The sequence below is a fragment of the Saccharothrix coeruleofusca genome, from assembly GCF_014648515.1.
GTDB classification, from domain to species: Bacteria; Actinomycetota; Actinomycetes; order Mycobacteriales; family Pseudonocardiaceae; genus Actinosynnema; species Actinosynnema coeruleofuscum.
The window spans coordinates 217,684-235,871 of record NZ_BMRG01000003.1 but is presented as its reverse complement, the minus strand read 5'-3'; the positions used below and the strand labels follow the sequence as shown (position 1 = coordinate 235,871).

Below are 18,188 nucleotides of genomic sequence, written 5' to 3'. Positions count from 1 at the left end.
GCGCGCCGAGCTGGAGCAGAAGTACAAGGGCTACCACGACGACCTGGACAAGGAGTACGACGAGCTGCGCGCCACGCTGCGCAAGGAGCACGAGGCGCACGTCGTCGAGGCCAAGGCCGAGGCGTCCCGGCTGCTGGCCGCCGCCCGCGAGGAGGCCGCCGCGCTGCGCGCGGAGACCGAGAAGCAGATCGCCGAGCTGGAGTCCGACGCGCTGGCCAAGGCCGAGCGGGCGGTCCGCGACGCCGACGCGCACGCGGCCAGGCGGATCACCGCGGCCGACCAGAAGCTGGCCGAGCTCAAGCAGCTGCACAAGTCGCTGACCGAGCAGTTCGCGGCGGCTCAGGCGGCGGTGGCGCAGGCTGTGGGATCGCTCACGCCGATCGAGGAAGCCCCCGAGGACCAGCCGACCAAGCAGCTGCCCAGGCCGAAGGTGCAGCCCAAGTCGGGCGACAAGGCTGCCCCCGAGGCGGAGGCCGCCAAGTCGGCCCCAGAGAACGCCCCCAGGAACGCCCCCGAGAACAAGGGCGCGGCCAAGAAGGCGTAGCCCCCGGAGGTCACCGCGAGGGGAGCTGGTCGGCCGGGACGACCTCGGCCTCGGGCGGCACCGGGATGTCGATGGGCTGCCCCCAGTCGCGGAACCGGGTGGCGGACCGCTTGACCACCTTCCCGTCCAGCTCGAACCGGTACTCCGCCTGCAGCGGCGCGCCGGTGGCGTCGACCCGGACGGTGGCGCGGATGGCCACCCCGTGCTCGGCGAGCTGGGCGTGCTGGAGCTGGATGTCCGGGTCCTCGATCACCTTGGCCATCTTCACCGGGTCCACCACCAGGTCGTAGCGGGTGACCGGGGTGCCGTCCAGCTCCTCCTCCCCCTTGCCGACGATGGCCGCCGCGCGCGGCTGCACGTAGTCCAGCTCCGCGCCGACGGTCGACCCCGGCCCGAACCCGCGCAGCAGCGCGGACAGGTCACCGCTGTTCTGCTCGGTGTAGTAGCCCCACTTCTTGCCCTCGGGCATCGGCGCGCCCGCCACGCTGACGTACATGCCGTCGCGGACGATCACCAGGTCGATCCGGCGCGACTGCCCGCCGGTGGTGACGTCCATGCTCATGCTGCCGACCAGCCCCTCGGGGTCCTGCCGCAGCGCCCCGTCCACCACGTTGCCGACCTCGGTCGCCTCGCCGTCGGAGGCGAACCCCTCGGTGTGGAACCTGGCCGTCCTCAGCTCCGCCCGGCGCGCGTCGACCTTCTCCGCCAGCGCGGCCAGCTCGTCGACCACCGCGGACGTGGGCGCGGGCGGCGCCTGCTCGGCGGAGCAGGCGAGCGGCAGGAACGGCACGAGGAGCAGCAGCAGGCGGCGCACAGTCGCACGACGATACCCGCTACGCCTTCTCCAGGTACTCCGCCCGCTCCTCGTCCAGCAGCCCCGCCACCAGCGACGCCAGACCGGGGTGGGCGCGCAGGTCCGGGTCCTCGTCCACGACCCGCTGCGCCACCGCGCGGGCCGCGGTGATCACGTCCTCGTCGCGCAGCAGCGACAGCATCTTCAGCCCGCTGCGCGTGCCCGACTGCGCGGCGCCCAGGATGTCGCCCTCCCGGCGCAGCTCCAGGTCCAGCTGGGCCAGCTCGAAACCGTCCAGCGTGGACTCCACCGCGCGCAGCCGCTGCATCGTCGACGTGCCCTCGGGCACCTCCGTCACCAGCAGGCACAGCCCCGGCGCGCTGCCCCGGCCGACCCGCCCGCGCAGCTGGTGCAGCTGGCTGACGCCGAACCGGTCCGCGTCCATGATCACCATGACCGTCGCGTTCGGCACGTTCACGCCGACCTCGACCACGGTCGTGGCGACCAGCACCTGCACCTCGTTCGCCGCGAACGCGCGCATCACGGCGTCCTTGTCGTCCGGGGCCATCCGGCCGTGCAGGATGTCGACGCGCAGCCCCTTCAGCGGCCCGGCGGCCAGCCGGTTGGCCACGTCCACCACCGCCAGCGGCGGGCGGCGGTCGTCCTCGCCCTTGGGCGGCTCCTCCCCGTCGGACTCGCCGTCGCCGATGCGCGGGCACACCACGTACACCTGGTGGCCCTTGGCCACCTCCTCGTGGATGCGCTGCCACGCCCGGTCCAGCCACTGCGGCTTCTCCGCCACCGGCACCACCGACGTGCTGATCGGCGAACGCCCCTGCGGCAGCTCGCGCAGCGCGGAGACCTCCAGGTCGCCGTAGACCGTCATGGCCACCGTGCGCGGGATCGGCGTGGCCGTCATCACCAGCACGTGCGGGGTGACCCCGCCCGCCCGGCCGCTGAGCGCCGCCCGCTGCTCGACGCCGAAGCGGTGCTGCTCGTCCACCACGACCAGCCCGAGGTCGGCGAACTCCACCTTGTCCTGGATCAGCGCATGCGTGCCGACGACGATGCCCGCCTGCCCGGTCACGATCTCCAGCAGCGCCTTCTTGCGCTGCGCGGCGGGCATCGAGCCGGTGAGCAGCGTCACCCGCGTGGCGTGCTCGGCGCCGCCCAGCTCCCCGGCCTGCGCCAGGTCGCCCAGCAGGTCGCGCAGCGAGCGGGCGTGCTGCGCGGCCAGCACCTCCGTGGGCGCGAGCATGGCCGCCTGGCGGCCCGCGTCGACCACCTGCAGCATGGCCCGCAGCGCCACCATCGTCTTGCCCGAGCCCACCTCGCCCTGCAGCAGGCGGTTCATCGGGTGCTCGCCGGACAGGTCGCGGGCGATCTGCTCGCCCACCTCGCGCTGCCCCGCGGTGAGCTGAAACGGCAGCCGCGCGTCGAAGGCGTCGCGGATCAGGCCATCGCGCGGCGGGCAGGCGGGCGCGGGGCGGGCGGTGGCGGAGCGGCGGCGCTGGGCCAGCGCCAGCTGCACGGCCATCGCCTCGTCCCACTTGAGCCGCTGCTGCGCCACGGCGACGGCGGCCCAGCCGTCCGGGCGGTGGATGTCGCGCAGCGCCTTCTCCAGCGGCACCAGCCCCCGCTCGGCGCGCAGCGACGGCGGCAGCGGGTCCTGCTCGTCGGGCACGCCGTCCCACACCGCCAGCACCTGCTCGACGCAGCGGGCGATGTTCCAGGACTGGATGCCCTGCGCGGCCGGGTAGACCGGGATGAACGCCTCGGCGAACTTCGACGCCGCGGCGTTGTCCGCGCCGCTCGCCACGCCGCCGTCCGCGCCGCCCTCCGCGCCGTCGAGGATCTCGTAGTCGGGGTGGGCGAGCTGGAGCTTGCCGTTGAACACGCCGACCTTGCCCGCGAACATGGCCTTGCGGCCGGGCAGCAGCTCGCGCTCGACCTTGCGCGAGCCCCGGCCGAAGAAGACCAGGTGCAGGTCGCTGGTGCCGTCGGTGATGACCGCTTCGAGCAGCTCGCCGCTGCGGCTCTTCATCCGGCGCTGCCGGGCGCTCTTGACCTTCGCCTGCACGGTGACGTGCTCGCCCAGCTCCAGCCCGGCGATCTCGGTGAGCTTGCCCCGCTCGTCGTAGCGGCGCGGGTAGTGGCGCAGCAGCTCACCGACCGTGGTCAGGCCGAGCCCGGCCTCCAGCGCGTCCGCGCTCTTCTTGCCCAGCAGCGGGACCAGCTTGTCGTCGAAGGTCGTCATCGCGGCCCATTCAACTACTCGACACCGACAATCAGCAGCGCGTCGGCCTGCCCGCCGGGGTAGCGGACCAGCTCGACTTCCGGGTGGGCGGCGCGCAGGTGCTCCTCCAGCACGCGGTCCAGGTCTTCGGGGGCGTCCGCGCCCAGCAGCGCGGTGACCAGCTCGCCGCCCGCCGCCAGCATCCGGTCCACCAGCAGGCGGGCCAGCCCGGCGACGTCGGCGGGCTCGGGCTGGACGCGCACCACGTCGCCGTCGAGCACGGCGAGCAGGTCGCCGGGGCGGCAGCGGCCGACCCAGGTGATCGCCTCGCTCTGGCAGACCTCGACGCGGCCCCAGCGGGTGGCGGCGGCGGCCTCGGCCATCGCCACCACGTCGTCGCCCGCGCGCCGGGCGGGGTCGTGCACCGCCAGCGCGGCCAGCGCCTGCACCGGGGAGGAGGTGGGCACCACGACCACGTCCTGGCCCGCCGCGACGGCCTGGGAGACGGCCTCGTCCAGCGGTGCGCGCACGCCCTCGGCGCAGGGCAGGACGGTGACGTGGCGGGCGCGGGTGCCGGTGATCAGGGCGAGCAGGTCGGCGGGCGGGACCGGGCCGTCCGGCCGCAGCACGGCCGCGCCCTCCGCGCGGAACAGCTCGGCCACGCCGTCGCCCTCCACCAGCGCCACCACGGCCCGGTCGCGGGAGAAGCGGGCGGCCTGGGCGGCGACCTGGTCGGCGAACCTGGCGACGGTGATGCGGTGCGGCCTGCCCGCCTCGACACCCGCCTCGACGGCCGCGCCGATGTCGTTGCAGTGCACGTGGACGGTCCACAGGCCGTTGCCGTCGCCGACCACGGAGACGCAGTCGCCCAGCCCCTCCAGGGCGGTCCTGAGCGGCTCGGGGTCGTCCAGGCCGTCGAGCAGGTACATGACCTCGTACTCGTAGTCGGCCGACCCGGCCTCGCGGGCCGTGGTGAGGGCTTCGGGCGGGCGGGGCAGCACCGGCGTGACCGGCGGCGGTGGCTGCTCGCGGCCGGTGATGACCGCGGCGAGGGTGTCCAGCAGCACGACCAGGCCGCGCCCGCCCGCGTCGACCACGCCCGCCCTGGCCAGCACCGCGAGCTGGCGCGGGGTCTCGGCCAGCGCCGCCGCGCCCGCCTTGGCCGCGGCGGTGACCACCTGGTCCAGGTCGTCGGAGCCCGCGTCGCGGGCGGCCTCGGCGGCGGCGCGCAGCACGGTCAGCACGGTGCCGGGCACCGGCCTGGACACCGCCGCGGTGGCCAGCTCGTCGGCCCTGAGCAGGGCGTCGCGCAGCGCAGCGCCGGAGGCCGTGGACGCGCCCTGCGCCGCCTCGGCCAAGCCGCGCAGCACCTGGGACAGGATCACCCCGGAGTTGCCCCGCGCGCCCGCCAGCGCGCCCCGCGCCAGCGCGGCCAGCGCCGCGCCCACCGAGTCGCCGGGGGTGCGCAGCAGCGAGTCCAGCGCGCTGCGCATGGTCTGCAGCAGGTTCGTGCCGGTGTCGCCGTCGGGGACGGGGAAGACGTTGATCCGGTCGATGTCCTCCCGGTTCGCGTCCAGCGAGCGCACGCAGGCGTTCGCCCACTGGCGCACCGCGACCGCGTCGAGAGCCTGCACAGCGGGCAGGGTATTCGAACCCGGTTTGGTGGCCGCGCGGCACACCGGCTAGTCTGTCCAGGTTGCCATGCCCGGCTGAGGCTTGTGCACGCTTGCGCGCCCGCCGGGGCGTGAGTACCGCTGGAGAAACCTTAAGGAGTGGCTGACGTGGCTGCCGTGTGCGACGTCTGTGGCAAGGGGCCGGGCTTCGGCAAGTCGGTCTCGCACTCCCACCGACGCACCAACCGCCGGTGGAACCCGAACATCCAGACCGTGCGCGCGAAGGTCTCGTCGTCGACGCGCCAGCGGCTGAACGTGTGCACCTCCTGCCTGAAGGCGGGCAAGGTGGTGCGCGGCTGAGACCGCGTCACGCGTAGCGAAGGGCCCCGGAGCGTGCTCCGGGGCCCTTCGGCTTTCCCCCGCCTTCCCGCGCTCAGGCGAAGAACTCCGCGAGCCTGGTCGCCAGCCGGCGCGGGTTGCCCGCGCCGAGGCAGTGCGCGCTGCCGGGCACGACGTCGGCCCGCACGTCCAGCGCCGCCCGCCGCGCCCCGGCCAGCAGCGGCTCCTGCGGCAGGCCGTGCTCGCCGTTGAGCACGAGCACCGGCATCGGCAGCGGCGGGGCCGCGCGGATCGCCGCGCCGTCCTCCAGCAGCGTCGCGTAGTGCTGGAACCCGCCGCGCATCCCGCCCGGCGCGCGGTAGGCGCGCAGCTGCTCCTCGGCGTCGGGCACACCGCCGGGCGCCATCAGCGCCCACATCCGCTCCAGGTAGGCGGCCTCCTTGCCCTCGGTGAGCTGCTCGGCCAGGTCCACCTGCATGTGGAAGCCGAAGTGCCAGTAGCCGCCGGTGGCCGGGTTCATCGCCTCCTCCAGGCCGTAGCCGGGCAGGACCGACTCGGCCAGCACCAGCCGCCGCACCTCCTGCGGGTAGGCGGCGGCCCAGGCGTGCGCGACCATCGCGCCGATGTCCGCGCCCACGACGCGCACCGACCCCAGCCCCAGCTGGTGCAGGTCCTCGGCGACCTCGCGCTTGGTGTAGCCGGTGGCCGGTTTCGCCGAGTCGCCGATGCCGCGCAGGTCCGGCGCGACGACCGTGAAACCCGCCTCGGCCAGGAGCGGCATCGTCGGCCGCCACTCCCGCCAGGTGAACGGCCAGCCGTGCAGCAGGACCACCACCGGCCCCTCCCCGCCGATGACGTAGTGCAGGCGGGTGCCGTTGACCTCGGCGTAGCGGTGCGCGAACCCCGGCATCCCGTCGACCTGGCTTCCGTCGACAGGGGTTCCGTCGGCCGGGATTCCGTCGGCCGGCGTCATGAGGCGGCCCAGGCCCGGTAGTAGGTGTCGACGTCGGCGAGCACCCCGGCGTGGCGCGGGGTCCAGCCGAGCACCTCGCGGGCCTTGGCGCTGGTCATCACCTCGTCGTGGTCGGCGGCCCGGTCGAGCCACCCGGCCTGCTCGATGGGGGCGAACTCCACCGGTCCGGTGTGCCCGGCGGCGCGCACGCACGCGGTGAACACCTCCAGCGCGGTCGGCGGGTTCTCCTCGCCGACGCAGAAGACCTCGCCGGAGGGCAGGCCGCCGCCGATGCCCGCCACGACAGCGGTGTACGCCTCGGCGAGGTCGTCCACGTGCACCCAGGTCCACGACTTGGCGCGGTCGCCGTAGAACACCGCGCGGCCGGAGCGGCCCGCGGCGAACCAGTTGCCCGCCTGCGAGGTGCGCGCCTCGCCGCCGTAGATGAAGCCCGGCCGCAGCACGGTGTGCGGCAGACCGCTCGCGGCCAACCGCTGCTCCAACTCCAAGCGGAAGTAGAGCGCTCCACCGGGGTTGCCGGGGGTGTTCTCGTCCAGCACGGGCGCGTCGACGCGACCGTAGGAGGAGCACCCGGTGGTGTAGACCAAGTGGGGGCCGCCCGCCGCTTCCAGTTCGGCGAACAGCGCTAGGTCCGCCCCCGCCGGGTCGTTGGTGTCCATGCTCAGGTGCACCACGGCGTCGACTTCGCGCAGGTGGGAGCGGTAGCTCGCGGGGTCGGCGAGGTCGCCCGCGACCGGTCGCACCTCCGCGGCGGTCAGCGCCGTCGCGCGGGCGCTGGTGGTGTCGCGGGTCATGCCCAGCACGGAGTGGCCCTGCCTGCGCAGCGCGGTGGCGACTTGGCGGCCCGCATAGCCGGCGGCGCCGATGACGAGGATCTGCACTTCGGTTCTCCTGACGAAGATACTTGCCTGCGCAGGCAAAGCTATAGGTACTGGTTTGCGCAGGCAAGTTCTTTGCGCCAAGCTGCCCCCATGACCGAGGTGCGGGAGCTGTCAGCCGACGAGGACGCGCTCTGGCGCGCGCTGGGGCGGGTGGTGCACGTCCTGCCACGCCTGCTGGACGAGGACATGACCAAGGCCACCGGCCTGTCCATGACCGAGTACGCCGTGCTGCACGTCCTCGCCGAAGCGCCCGAGCACCGGCTGCGGATGACCGAGTTGGCGAGCGCCACCGCGCTGTCGGCCAGCCGGATGACCCGCGTCGTGGACGGCCTGGCCCGCTACGGCCTGGTCACCAAGGAGAAGCCGCCCGGCGACGCGCGCGGGTCGGCGGCCGTGCTCACCGAGGAGGGCCTGCGCCGCCAGCGGGAAGCCGCTCCCCGGCACACCGCCAGCGCCCGGCGGCGGGTGCTCGACCACGTGCCCCCCGAGGACCTGGCCGCCGCGGTCCGAGTCCTCCAACGCCTGGCCGACCACACCTCCGGCAGCTGATCCGGAGACACCGCGGACGGGCGCGGGCGGCATCTCCTCGGAGGACGACGACGCCAGCTGTGGCAGGCGTCGCAGCCTGCCGCCGGGAGAGCTGTACGAGTTGAGCGCGGCGCTGGACGCCCCGCGCGCGCAGGCCACCGCGGATCTGCTCCGCGACCTGGTCGCGGGGTGCGGGCGAGAAGAGCGGGAGTCACTGCGCCCGGTTCTGGTCCGGGCAGCGGAAGAGGGAACGACTTGCTGGAAGTGCGCGATCTGACAAGGCGGTTCGGGACCGTCACGGTCCTGGACCGGATCTGCTTCACCGTCGGCGGCGGTCAGGCGGTGGCGGTGGTGGGGCCCAACGGCGCGGGGAAGAGCACACTGCTGCGCTGCCTGGTCCAAGCCGATCGCGCCGACAGCGGGGAGGTGCTGCTGGACGGCGAGCCGTTCGACGAGACCGACCCCCGCGTGCGGGCCGCGGTGGCTTGCGCGTTGGACGACGTCGACTTCTTCCCCGACCTGTCGGTGCGGGAGCACCTCGACCTCCTTGCCCGCGCCCACGCGAGCGAGGTCGACGTCGACGCGCTGATCGCGGAGGTCGGACTCGGCCAGGCCGCCGACCAGTTGCCCGTGGCCCTGTCCAGCGGTCAGCGCCAGCGGCTGGTCCTGGCGTCGGTGCTGGCGCGCCCGCGGCGGCTGCTGGTGCTCGACGAGCCCGAGCAGCGCCTCGACACCCGCTCGCGCGATTGGCTGGCCGACCGGCTGCGCGCGGAGAAGGCCGCTGGTGTCGCCATCGTGCTGGCATCGCACGACCGCGACCTGATCAACGCGGTAGCCGACCGGCTGGTCGACATCTCCGGGCCCGCGCGGGCCGATCGGTGATCCGGCTCGGCGCGGGCTGGCGCGACCGGGACCAGCGGGCGGTCCTGATCGGCCTGATCGTCATCGGCTCCGGCATGGCCGTCCAGCTCGTGCGCTCCGCGCTGGCGCGGCCCCCGGCCGGTGCTCAGGCTTCCGACGTCCCGCCCGGATGGCTGTCGCTGGCTACCGCCACCTCGCTGATCGGTGTCGCGATGCTCGTCCTCGCCGCGACGGGCCCGCTGGTGGCCAGTCCCGCCACGGCCACCTGGCTGCTGAGCACGCCTCAGGACCGCCGTGCGGCGGTGAAGACCTGGTACCGGGCTCTGACGGCGGTCGGCGCGCTGGCGGGCGTGGCTTTCGGGCTGGTCTTCAGCCTGTTCTTCCACTTGGGCGCGGAATGGGCCGCGCTGCTCGGCGGGGCCGCGGGCGGCGGGCTCATCGCGCTGGCGGTGCTCGCCCAGGTCCGGCGCGAGCCCTGGCGGTGGCTGCCCGGTGTCACGCTCACCATCGGCGTGCTCAGCGCGCTGGCCGGTGTGGTCGCGGAACGACTGGGGGATGCGGCGCGCGACCTGGTCGGCGGGATCGGCGCCAACGCGGGTTCGGTTCTGCCCGCCGTGGCCGCCGTGGCCGCTCCTGCCGCGATCGTGCTGATCGGCGTCGTCGACCGCAGGCTCGGCGAGCTGGCACGGCCCGAGCTGACCTCGGGCGCGGCGGTCACCGCCGCGGCGGGCACGGCGGGCACGTTCCTGGACCTCACCCTGCTCGCCGGAGTGCTGGAGGTGCGGCGCTGGCAGCGGAGGGGACGGGTGCGGTCCCGCGGCTTCCCCGCCGGGCGCGTCCACGCGTTCCTCGTGGCCGACCTGCGTCGGGTCTTCCGCTCCCCCGGCGGCGTGTTGTCGTGGCTGCCCGCCGCGCTCGTCCCGTACGTGGTGGCCGTGGAAGTCCCGCAGTGGGCGGCGCAGGCGCAACTGGTGATGGCCTGCGTCGCGACCCACCGGCTCGCCGGGGGCCTGCGCGCGGTGTGCCGGTCCTCGGCGCTGCGTCGCGCGCTGGGCGGGACCGACGCGAGCCTGCGCCTGACGCACCTCGTCATCCCGTCAGCTGGAGCGCTCGTGTGGTGCGCGCTGACCGCTCCGGCGACCTGGGACGCTCACCCATCGGGGTGGCTCGTCGCGGCGGTGGGGGCGGTGGCGACGACCTACCGGCTGGCGACCCGTCCGCCGATGGACTACCACGCGACCCTGCTCGACATCGGCTTCGGCGTGATGATCCCGTGGGGTCTGCTCCGCCAGCTGTTCCGGGGTGCGGGAGTCCTGCTGCTGTTCTCGATTCTGATGAGCCTGCTGACCGGCACGCCGTGAAGCGGACCTGCTGTGGGAGGCAGCTTCTGCTGCGGCACCACCCAGCAGACCCACCTACCCGCTGGAGCCCTCCGGCGTTGTGCTGGAGACGGCCCACGTGGTGCGGTCCACGCAGACGATGGTGCTGACGGGCACCATCGGCGTCATGGCAGCTTCCAGTCCACCGGGTCCGCGCCCTGCTTGACCAGCAGCTCGTTGACCTTGCTGAACGGGCGCGAGCCGAAGAAGCCGCCCGCCGCCGACATCGGGCTCGGGTGCACGCCCTCCACGCACGGGTAGGGCTCCAGCAGCGGGCGCAGGTTGCGCGCGTTGCGGCCCCACAGCAGGCCCACCAGCGGCTCGCCCCTGGCGGCCAGGGCGCGCACGGCCTGCTCGGTGACCGCCTCCCAGCCCTTGTTCTGGTGGGAGTTGGAGCTGCGCGGGCGCACCGTGAGGACCCTGTTGAGCAGCAGCACCCCCTGCTGGGTCCACGGCGTGAGGTCGCCGTTGGACGGCATGGGGTGCCCCAGGTCGTCCACGTACTCGCGGAAGATGTTCTGCAGGCTCTTCGGGATGGGCTTGGTCTCCGGGGAGACCGAGAAGCTCAGCCCGACCGCGTGCCCCGGCGTGGGGTACGGGTCCTGGCCCACGACGAGCACCCGCACCTCGTGGAACGGCTGCTGGAACGCGCGGAGCACGTTCTCGCCCGCGGGCAGGTACGTCCGCCCCGCCGCCACCTCGGCCCGGAGGAACTCCCCCATTTTCGCGATCTGGTCGGCCACCGGCGCCATCGCCCGTGCCCAACCCGCTTCCATGATCTCTTCCAGCGGACGCGCCACGGCGGGACCTTATCTCAGTCCAGGCGGCGCAGTTCCTTGCGGTACACCTCGATGTTCTTCACGTACTTGTCCACCGCGAACTGCCACGCGCCTTCGGGGACCACGTATCCCTCGCGCACCTTCGCGGGCACGCCGAGGGCCATCGACCGCGAGGGCACGTGCCCCTCGAACGGCACCACCGCACCCGCGCCGACGATCGCCCCGGTCTCCACGACGGCGCCGTTGAGCACCACCGACCCGGAGGCGATCAGGCACCGGTCGGCGATGGTCGCGCCCTCGATGTGCACGTTGTGGCCGATCACACACTCCTCGCCGACCAGCGTGGGGTGCACTTCGGTGCAGTGGATGACGGTGCCGTCCTGCACGCTGGTGCGCGCCCCGATCTCGATGCGGCCGTAGTCACCGCGCAGCACCGCCCCCGGCCACACCGAGGCGTGCGCGTGGAGACGGACGTCGCCGATGACGGTGGCGTCCGGGTGCACGTAGGCGTCCGGGTGGATCACCGGCACGTAGTCGCCCAGCGCGTAAATCGCCACCGAAGTCCTCCTACAGGCGCTTTCCGAAACAAAGGCTTTCCGGATGATGCCGGTAGACCCCGAAGTTGTCGATGCGCGCGTATCCGCTGGTTTCGTAGAGGCGGATGGCTTCCGGCTGGCGGAGGCCGGTTTCCAGGACCATCCGGGTGCGCCCGGCCTCGGCCGCGGCGCGCTCCAGCGCCGCCAGCACCACGCGGGACAGGCCCCGGCCGCGAGCGCTGTCGACCACGTACATGCGCTTGATCTCCGCGTCGCCGGGCAGCAGCGGCTCCTCCGGGTCCTCGTCGTGCGCGCGCCAGCCGCCGCAGGCGACCGGGACGCCGTCGAGGTAGCCGACCAGGAAGTGCCCCAGGGGCGGGGCGAACTGGGCGGGCTCCACCGGCGTGATGTCGCCGTCGCCGTAGCGGTCCACGTAGACCTGCTGGAGATCGGTGATCAACTTCACCGCGTCCGGATGGTCATACGGGACTGTGCATAGTTCCACGGGAGGTCAGGTTACCTAGCGCCAGTGCTCCCAACCAGGTGGTTTCTCGTACGCCCTGCCGTCCACGGTGACCCCGCTGCCGTGCCGGACCGTCCCGATGGTCTGCCAGCCCTCGGGCACCGCGGCGGGCTCGGGGAAGGTCGCGGCCAGCGCGTGGTCCTCGCCACCGGTCAGCGTCCAGTGCCGCGCGTCCGCTCCCAGCGCCGCCGCCACGTCGATCAGCCGGGGGTGCACCTGCAGCAGCTCGGTGCGGATGTCGATGCCGATGCCGGACTCCTCGGCGATGTGGCCCAGGTCGGCCAGCAGGCCGTCGGAGACGTCGATCATCGCCGTCGCGCCCGCGGCGGCGGCCTGCGGCCCGGCGGCGTACGGGGGTTCGGGGTTGCGCTGCGCGCCGACCACCGCCACCGGCGAGCGGAACCCCCGGCCCAGCACCGCCAGCCCGGCCGCCGCCCACCCCAGCCTGCCGCACACCGCCACCACATCACCCACTTGCGCCCCCGAACGGGTGACCGGCTCATAGCCGCCCATGTCGCCCAGCGCAGTAACGGAGATCACCAGAGTCGCGGAGCTCACCATGTCACCGCCCACCACGCCCGCCCCCGCCACCACCGCCTCCTGCCACAGCCCGGCGGTGATCCCCTCCACCACCGACGTGGGCGTGTCCGCCGGGCAGGCCAATCCGACCAGCAGCGCCGTGGGCATCGCGCCCATCGCCACCACGTCGGCCAGGTTCACCGCGGCGGCTTTTCGGCCCACCTGCTCGGGAGAAGACCAGTCGAGTCTGAAGTGGACGCCCTCGACGAGCACGTCGGTCGAGACCACCACCCGGCCGTCCGGCGCGGCCACCACGGCCGCGTCGTCACCAGGGCCCAGCAGGGTGCTGGGTGGCTGCGTCCGGCCTGCCGTCACCCGGCGGATGAGACCGAACTCACCCACTTCAGCGACCGTGTCCGCGTTCTGCGGCGGCTCCGGACGCAAGGTTGCCTCCCACTCTGAGCATTCGGAACCCCAACTGGGGTACGTTGCTGACCACGTTCCTACCCCGACCTAACCTGTCGCGACGAAGGGGCACGCCGTGGTGCACGCATACATCCTCATCCAGACCGAGGTCGGGAAGGCAGCCGCCGTGGCGGCTGAGATCTCCGGCATCCCCGGCGTGGCCACCGCGGAGGACGTCACCGGCCCGTACGACGTCATCGTCCGCGCCGACGCCGACACCGTCGACCAGCTGGGCCAGCTCGTGGTCGCCCGCATCCAGAACGTGGAGGGCATCACCCGAACGCTGACCTGCCCGGTGGTGCACCTCTAGCGTCGTGCTGTCATAACCGGGTGGCACAGGAACCGGAACCCACCTCCCCGCTGCCCAAGCCGCTGCTCGCCCTGGCCATCGGCCTGCCGGCGCTGCTGGCGGCCGGGGTCGCGGCCGTCGGGCTCTTCCTCGGCGCGGGCAAGGACGACCCCGCCGCCCCCGCCGCCGACCACACCGGTCCCCTGGCGCTGGTGCCCGTGCCCGCGCCGCAGGCCGAGTCCGAGCGGTGCCAGGCGCTGCTGAGCGCGCTGCCGATGCAGCTGGTGTCGAACGGGGACACCCTGCCGCGGCGCGAGCTGGCCGCGCCCGCCCCGGCGGGCGCGCTGGCGTGGGGCGACGCGGAGCACGAGCCGCTGGTGCTGCGCTGCGGCCTGGACCGGCCCGCGGACCTGACGCCGACCTCGGAGCTGCGGGAGATCTCCGCCGTGCGGTGGCTGGAGGTCTCCGAGGGCGGCCAGTCCACGTGGTACGTCGTGGACCGCGAGGTGTACGTGGCGCTGACCGTGCCCTCCGAAGCGGGCACCGGCCCCCTGCAGGACATCTCCACCACCATCCGCGACACCCTCCCCCAGGCCCGCTGACCCCCTCGTCCGCGAGTCGAACGCTCAGGTACCGCGAGTCGAACGCTCAGGACCCCTGAGTTCTACGTTCGGGTTGGGTGAGTTCGCCGTTGGGGTTGGGTTATCCAGCAAAGGGTGCGCTCGCCGCGCGGCAGGTCGCCAAGGATGGCGGGTCGCGGGCAGCCAGCTGCGCGCGCTCCGCGCGCGCCCTGGTGCGTGGGCAAGTACTACCCGGCGGGGTTGAGTGGGCCGGTAACTACTACCCGCCGCGTGGCAAGCGCGGGCCAAGGCGCGAAAAGTGCGGATCGGGGTGCGTGAACGCTCGGTTCGTGGTGTCGGAACGCGCGACTCGCGGGGGCGACACACCCGACACGCCCATAGATGGGTGACACCGGGGGCGGGCGTGGTCGTCCTGAGTGTTGAACTCGGGGGTCCTGAGCGTTCGACTCGCGGAGAGGGTGGGGCCGCGCCGGGAAGGCGCGGCCGTCCGAAGGGTCAGCGCAGGCCGGTGCCGCGGGCCAGCGCGGTCTCCACCAGGGTGGTCAGCAGCGTGGGGTAGTCCACGCCGGTCTCCGCCCACATCCGCGGGTACATCGAGATCGGCGTGAAGCCGGGCATCGTGTTGACCTCGTTGATGACCAGCCCGCCGTCCCCGGTGACGAAGAAGTCGACGCGGGCCAGGCCCTGGCAGTCCAGGGCGCGGAACGCGGTGACCGCCATCTCGCGCAGGTCGCCGGTGATCCGGTCGTCCAGCTCGGCCGGGATGTCGAACTCGCACACGTCGTCGAGGTACTTGGCGTCGAAGTCGTACCAGTCGACCTCGCCGCCGACGACGCGCAGCTCGGCGGGCAGCGACGCCTCGACCCGGCCGTCGGGGAACTCCAGCACCCCGCACTCGACCTCGCGGCCCACCACGGCGGCCTCGACGATCACCTTGGGGTCGGTCTTGCGGGCCAGCGCGATCGCGTCGTCGAGCTGCTCCCAGGCGGTCACCTTGGAGATGCCGACCGAGGAGCCCGCGCGGGCGGGCTTGACGAACACCGGCAGCCCCAGCCGGTCGCGGTCCTGGTCCGACAGCGTCTCCTGGTCGCGGCGCAGCACCGCGAACCGGCCCACCGGCAGGCCCACGCCCTGCAGCAGCCGCTTGGTGAACTCCTTGTCCATGGCGACCGCGGAGGCCAGCACGCCGGGGCCGACGTAGGGCAGGTCGGCCAGCTCCAGCAGGCCCTGCACGGTGCCGTCCTCGCCCCACGCGCCGTGCAGCAGCGGGAACACCACGTCCACGTCGGCCAGCGCCTCGCCGGGGGCGACCGGCACCAGCGCCCCGCCGGAGGCCGGGACCAGCGCGTTGACCGTCGGCAGCTGCCGGTCGCGGACCTCCAGCGCCTTGGTGTCGTCGGCCCCGATCACCCACCCGCCCTCGGGCGTGATGCCGACGGGCACGACCTCGAACCGGTCGCGGTCCAGGTGCGGCAGGACGCTGCCCGCCGACAGGCACGAGACGGTGTGCTCGCTGCTGCGCCCGCCGAACACCACGGCGACTCTGGTCTTGCGCTGTGTCATGGCTCCGGACACTACCTGCACGGACTACCGCCCGGCCCACCCTCGCGCGCCCCACGGGTGGTGAGAAGTTCCACCAGTACCGGCAGCGCCGCCGCCAACTGCTCCCGCGAGCACGCGCCGTACCCGATGGCCACGCCGTGCACCTTCGGCCTGCCCGCGTGGTGCCGGGCCAGCCCGTCCACGCGCAGGCCGCGCGCCTCCGCCGCCGCGAGCAGGTCGCGCTCGGCCCGCGCGGTGGGCAGCGGCACCACGACGTGCGCGCCCGCGTCGTCGCCGAGCACCCGCAGCCCGGCCGCCGACAGCGCCTCGGCCACCAGCGCGCGCCGCTCGGACAGCTCGCGGCGCAGCCTGCGCAGGTGCCTGCCCAGGTCGCCGTTGCGGGCCAGTTCCACCAGCACCCGCTGCCCGGCGGGGGCCGGACCGGTGCCGGTGCGGTCGCGGTGCGCCAGCACGGCCGCGGCGACGGGTTCCGGGGCGACCATCCAGCCCGCGCCCAGCGTGGGGGTGAGGATCTTGCTGGTGGTGCCCAGGTGCACCACCACGTCCGGGGCCAGCGCCGCCAGCAGCGGCAACGGCGCCACGTCGTAGCGCAGTTCGCCGTCGTAGTCGTCCTCCACCACCAGCCAGCCGTCCCGGCGGGCGCGTTCCACCAGCGCCACCCGCCGCCCCGCCGACATGCGGCCGCCCATCGGGTACTGGTGCGCGGGCGAGCAGTAGACCCCGCGCACGCCCCTGGGCACCGCGTCGACGAGCATCCCCTCCTCGTCCACCGGCGCGGGCACCACGCGCAGCCCGGCCGCCCGCAGCGCCCACACCGCCCGCTGGTAGCCCGGTTCCTCCACGGCCACCACGTCGCCCGGTTCGAACACGGCCGCGCCCAGTTCCACCAGCGCGGCCGTGGTGCCGCCGGTGGCCAGCACCAGCTCCTCGTTCAGCCCGCCGCGCACGGCCAGGCCGCGGTGGCGCAGCAGGTGCTCGGCCACCACCGCGCGGTACTCGGGCAGGCCGCCGCGCTGGGGCCGGAACAGCGGCAGCGCGTCCGCCGCCGCCCGCCACGCCCGCCGCCACGCGGCGCGGTCCAGCCCGCCCGCCCACGGGGCGCCGGGCGCGAGGTCGACCACTTCCGGGGCGGGCGCGGCGGGCGCGGACCGGCGGGCGGGGGTGCGCAGCGATCCCGGCGGCGTGGTGGTGACGTAGGTGCCGGAGCCGTGCCGCCCGGCGATCCAGCCCTCGGCGTGCAGCTGCTCGTAGGCGGCGGCGGTGACCGTGCGGCTCACGCCGAGGCGTTCGGCCAGCGCCCTGGTCGAGGGCAGCCGGTCGCCGCTACGCAGCCGCCCGTCGGCCGCCGCCGCGCGCAGGGCGTCGGCCAGCTGCACGGCCAGCGGCTCGGGCGAGGCGCGGTCCAGCGAGACCGGCAGTGCCGTCTCGGACAAGTGGACTCCTGAATTCAGCGATAAATGGCCCTTGAATGATGCCACTTCGCGGATGACGGTGGGCGCATGACACTCCAGCCGACACCCCGCAGCACGGTCAAGCGCGGTCGCGAGCGCGCCGTGGTCGAGCGGGAGGCCCTGCACGCGGTGCTCGACGCGGGCCTGGTGTGCCACTTGGCCGTGGTCGTGGACGACGCGCCGGTGGTGCTGCCGACCGCCTACGGCCGCGACGGCGACACCCTGTACCTGCACGGCTCGACCGGTGCCCGGACGCTGCGCGAGGCGTCCGCCGGGATGCCGGTGTGCGTGGCGGTGACGCTGGTGGACGGGGTGGTCTACTCCCGCGCGGCGTTCGACTTCTCGATGAACTACCGCTCCGCGGTGGTGCACGGCACGGCGGAGCGGGTCACCGACCCGGAGCGCAAGCTGCACGGCCTGCGCGTGCTCACCGAGCACGCCGCGCCCGGCGCGTGGGACCACGTCCGCCCGCCCAGCGCCAAGGAGCTGGCCGCGACCAACGTGCTGGCGCTGGACCTCACCGAGGCGTCGGTGAAGATCCGCACCGGGCCGCCCGGCGACGAGGACGAGGACGTGGCCGCCGGGGTGGCGTGGGCGGGCGTGCTGCCGCTGCGCACCACGTGGGGCGAGCCCGAGCCGTGCCCCCGGCTACCCGAGGGCACCCCCGTCCCCGAGCACGTCACCACCCGCCTGTAGCGCCTGCAAGTACTACCCGTGCCCCGTCGCGGGGCCGGTAACTACTACCGGAGCCGGGTAGTAGTTACCGGCCCTGTGAGGCGGGTCGGGTAGTACTTGCAGGCGTCAGTCGAGGAGGAAGTGGCGGGGGCGCATGGTGCGCCCGCCGTCGCGGTAGACGTGGATGGTCACCGCCGGGTCGGGCCCGTCGTTGCGCACCTGGTGCGCGTAGTCGGGCCCGAACACGCGGGACTGGCCCGCGTGCAGGTGGTGCAGCACCTGCCTCGACCCCACCGCGACCACCTCGGTCAGCGCACCGCTGACCACGGTGAACGCGCCGGTGGCCGGACCGTGGTCGTGCAGGTCGGTGCCCTGGCCGGGCAACCAGCTCAGCAGCCACACCTCCTGCTCGTCGGTGGCCTCGATCAGGGCGGAGAAGCGCTGGTCGGGGTCGTAGCGCAACCGGTGCGCCCACAGCTCGCGGCGGGCGGCGGTGTCCAGCGCGATGCGCACGGGGTGCAGCGCGCCTCGGGTCTGCGGCAGGGCGATCGTGTTCTCCGGAACGGCGAACATGGTTCCTTCTCGGGGTGCTCGGGAGTGCGGGCGTCAGCGGCCCGCCGGACGCGAGTCGATCACCGAGGGAGACACAGCGCGCTGGCG

At 74.0% G+C, this 18,188-nt stretch carries 19 protein-coding genes and 1 pseudogene; 8 read left to right on the top strand and 12 right to left on the bottom strand.

Going from position 1 to position 18,188, the window contains the following annotated elements; translation table 11 throughout:
* A pseudogene (locus IEZ00_RS09545) lies at positions 1-544 on the top strand (hypothetical protein); the annotation flags it as partial.
* A gap of 10 nt (positions 545-554) precedes the next feature.
* Here IEZ00_RS09545 and IEZ00_RS09540 read toward each other — a convergent pair.
* From IEZ00_RS09540 to fakA, 3 genes are read right to left on the bottom strand one after another with little or no spacing between them, the layout of a single operon-like run.
* Complete coding sequence (locus IEZ00_RS09540) at positions 555-1,358, bottom strand: hypothetical protein (protein WP_189222819.1); 804 nt, start codon at positions 1,356-1,358, stop codon at positions 555-557.
* Positions 1,359-1,377: 19 nt separating this feature from the next.
* Positions 1,378-3,594, bottom strand: coding sequence for an ATP-dependent DNA helicase RecG (gene recG, locus IEZ00_RS09535; RefSeq protein WP_189222818.1), 2,217 nt, complete (start codon positions 3,592-3,594; stop codon positions 1,378-1,380).
* A 14-nt stretch (positions 3,595-3,608) separates the two neighbouring features.
* Positions 3,609-5,207: a DAK2 domain-containing protein gene (gene fakA / locus IEZ00_RS09530; protein WP_189222817.1), complete on the bottom strand. Its 1,599-nt coding sequence runs from the start codon at positions 5,205-5,207 to the stop codon at positions 3,609-3,611.
* Between the two features lie 147 nt (positions 5,208-5,354).
* On the opposite strand from fakA, the gene rpmB reads away from it, so the two are divergent.
* A complete protein-coding gene (gene rpmB, locus IEZ00_RS09525; RefSeq protein ID WP_073891577.1) occupies positions 5,355-5,546 on the top strand; it encodes a 50S ribosomal protein L28 in 192 nt (63 codons plus the stop codon).
* A gap of 73 nt (positions 5,547-5,619) precedes the next feature.
* On the opposite strand, the gene IEZ00_RS09520 is transcribed toward rpmB, so the two are convergent.
* A complete protein-coding gene (locus IEZ00_RS09520; protein ID WP_189222816.1) occupies positions 5,620-6,435 on the bottom strand; it encodes an alpha/beta fold hydrolase in 816 nt (271 codons plus the stop codon).
* A gap of 59 nt (positions 6,436-6,494) precedes the next feature.
* Complete coding sequence (locus IEZ00_RS09515; protein WP_189222815.1) at positions 6,495-7,379, bottom strand: NAD-dependent epimerase/dehydratase family protein; 885 nt, start codon at positions 7,377-7,379, stop codon at positions 6,495-6,497.
* Positions 7,380-7,469: 90 nt separating this feature from the next.
* Here IEZ00_RS09515 and IEZ00_RS09510 point away from each other — a divergent pair, with 90 nt between their 5' ends.
* The 3 genes from IEZ00_RS09510 (at position 7,470) to IEZ00_RS09500 (ending at position 10,129) form a co-directional block, all read left to right on the top strand.
* A complete protein-coding gene (locus tag IEZ00_RS09510) occupies positions 7,470-7,928 on the top strand; it encodes a MarR family winged helix-turn-helix transcriptional regulator (protein WP_189222814.1) in 459 nt (152 codons plus the stop codon).
* 243 nt (positions 7,929-8,171) lie between these two features.
* The gene (locus tag IEZ00_RS09505; protein ID WP_229795350.1) at positions 8,172-8,789 is read left to right on the top strand and encodes an ABC transporter ATP-binding protein; all 618 of its coding nucleotides are present in this window, start codon (positions 8,172-8,174) and stop codon (positions 8,787-8,789) included.
* Entirely contained in the window at positions 8,786-10,129 is a 1,344-nt protein-coding gene (locus IEZ00_RS09500; RefSeq protein ID WP_189222812.1) for a DUF6297 family protein, read from the top strand. Before IEZ00_RS09505 ends, IEZ00_RS09500 begins: the two co-directional genes overlap by 4 nt.
* Positions 10,130-10,272: 143 nt before the next feature.
* Here the strand turns inward: IEZ00_RS09500 and IEZ00_RS09495 are convergent, their stop codons facing one another.
* The 4 genes from IEZ00_RS09495 to IEZ00_RS09480 are packed head-to-tail and all read right to left on the bottom strand — an operon-like array spanning position 10,273 to position 12,948.
* Positions 10,273-10,923 carry a uracil-DNA glycosylase gene (locus IEZ00_RS09495; protein WP_229795485.1) on the bottom strand — a complete coding sequence of 217 codons (651 nt, stop codon included), beginning with the start codon at positions 10,921-10,923 and terminating at the stop codon, positions 10,273-10,275.
* Positions 10,924-10,961: 38 nt separating this feature from the next.
* Positions 10,962-11,483: a gamma carbonic anhydrase family protein gene (locus tag IEZ00_RS09490; protein WP_189222810.1), complete on the bottom strand. Its 522-nt coding sequence runs from the start codon at positions 11,481-11,483 to the stop codon at positions 10,962-10,964.
* Positions 11,484-11,493: 10 nt separating this feature from the next.
* Positions 11,494-11,967 carry a GNAT family N-acetyltransferase gene (locus IEZ00_RS09485; RefSeq protein ID WP_189222809.1) on the bottom strand — a complete coding sequence of 158 codons (474 nt, stop codon included), beginning with the start codon at positions 11,965-11,967 and terminating at the stop codon, positions 11,494-11,496.
* Positions 11,968-11,982: 15 nt separating this feature from the next.
* Positions 11,983-12,948 (bottom strand): thiamine-phosphate kinase, encoded by a 966-nt coding sequence (locus tag IEZ00_RS09480; RefSeq protein WP_189222808.1) that lies wholly within the window; start codon positions 12,946-12,948, stop codon positions 11,983-11,985.
* 97 nt (positions 12,949-13,045) lie between these two features.
* Here IEZ00_RS09480 and IEZ00_RS09475 point away from each other — a divergent pair, with 97 nt between their 5' ends.
* Together IEZ00_RS09475 and IEZ00_RS09470 are read left to right on the top strand one after the other, a co-directional pair.
* Positions 13,046-13,279: an Lrp/AsnC family transcriptional regulator gene (locus IEZ00_RS09475; protein WP_189222807.1), complete on the top strand. Its 234-nt coding sequence runs from the start codon at positions 13,046-13,048 to the stop codon at positions 13,277-13,279.
* A 20-nt stretch (positions 13,280-13,299) separates the two neighbouring features.
* Positions 13,300-13,860: a DUF3515 domain-containing protein gene (locus IEZ00_RS09470; protein ID WP_189222806.1), complete on the top strand. Its 561-nt coding sequence runs from the start codon at positions 13,300-13,302 to the stop codon at positions 13,858-13,860.
* 474 nt (positions 13,861-14,334) lie between these two features.
* Here the strand turns inward: IEZ00_RS09470 and IEZ00_RS09465 are convergent, their stop codons facing one another.
* Complete coding sequence (locus IEZ00_RS09465) at positions 14,335-15,402, bottom strand: D-alanine--D-alanine ligase family protein (RefSeq protein ID WP_189222805.1); 1,068 nt, start codon at positions 15,400-15,402, stop codon at positions 14,335-14,337.
* An 11-nt stretch (positions 15,403-15,413) separates the two neighbouring features.
* Positions 15,414-16,835 (bottom strand): MocR-like pyridoxine biosynthesis transcription factor PdxR, encoded by a 1,422-nt coding sequence (gene pdxR / locus IEZ00_RS09460; RefSeq protein WP_189222804.1) that lies wholly within the window; start codon positions 16,833-16,835, stop codon positions 15,414-15,416.
* 66 nt (positions 16,836-16,901) lie between these two features.
* Here pdxR and IEZ00_RS09455 point away from each other — a divergent pair, with 66 nt between their 5' ends.
* Positions 16,902-17,549, top strand: coding sequence for a pyridoxamine 5'-phosphate oxidase family protein (locus tag IEZ00_RS09455; RefSeq protein ID WP_189222803.1), 648 nt, complete (start codon positions 16,902-16,904; stop codon positions 17,547-17,549).
* A gap of 105 nt (positions 17,550-17,654) precedes the next feature.
* On the opposite strand, the gene IEZ00_RS09450 is transcribed toward IEZ00_RS09455, so the two are convergent.
* Positions 17,655-18,101 carry a cysteine dioxygenase gene (locus tag IEZ00_RS09450; protein WP_189222802.1) on the bottom strand — a complete coding sequence of 149 codons (447 nt, stop codon included), beginning with the start codon at positions 18,099-18,101 and terminating at the stop codon, positions 17,655-17,657.
* Positions 18,102-18,188: the final 87 nt, after the last annotated feature.